This window comes from Luteibaculum oceani (genome assembly GCF_007995015.1).
In the GTDB taxonomy this organism is placed as follows: domain Bacteria; phylum Bacteroidota; class Bacteroidia; order Flavobacteriales_D; family Luteibaculaceae; genus Luteibaculum; species Luteibaculum oceani.
Genome location: NZ_VORB01000029.1, coordinates 1 through 743, shown reverse-complemented (window position 1 = coordinate 743; position 743 = coordinate 1). Strand labels below are relative to the sequence as shown.

The window sequence follows — 743 nt, the reverse complement described above, 5'->3', positions numbered from 1 at the left end:
ACCGGTGGTACAGAATCCACCACCGTAACCGTCGCTTGACAGCTAGACTGATTTCCGTTGTTATCCGTTACCGTAAGCGTAACCGTATTCGGTCCTACATCACCACAGCTAAACTGGGATTTATCGATCGCTAATCCTTGAATACCACAGGCATCGTTTGAACCTCCATCGATATCTATCGGTTGAATAGAAGCCAAGCCTAAATGATCTAACTGTATCGTTATATCCTGACAAATTGCTACCGGTGGTACAGAATCCACCACCGTAACCGTCGCTTGACAGCTGGATTGGTTTCCGTTGTTATCCGTAACGGTCAAGGTAACCGTATTCGGTCCTACATCACCACAGCCAAATTGTGATTTATCAATAGCTAAGCCATGAATACCACAGGCATCGTTTGAACCTCCATCAATATCTATCGGTTGAATAGAAGCCAAGCCTAAATGGTCTAACTGTATCGTAATATCCTGGCAAATAGCCACCGGTGGTACAGAATCCACCACCGTAACCGTCGCTTGACAGCTAGACTGATTTCCGTTGTTATCCGTTACCGTAAGCGTAACCGTATTCGGTCCTACATCACCACAGCTAAACTGGGATTTATCGATCGCTAATCCTTGAATACCACAGGCATCGTTTGAACCTCCATCGATATCTATCGGTTGAATAGAAGCCAAGCCTAAATGATCTAACTGTATCGTTATATCCTGACAAATTGCTACCGGTGGTACAGAATCCACCAC

General features: G+C 45.1%; 1 protein-coding gene. It reads right to left on the bottom strand.

What is annotated here, in order from left to right:
• The coding region (locus FRX97_RS12165; protein WP_147015493.1) for an HYR domain-containing protein at window positions 1-743 on the bottom strand (743 nt) is incomplete at both ends.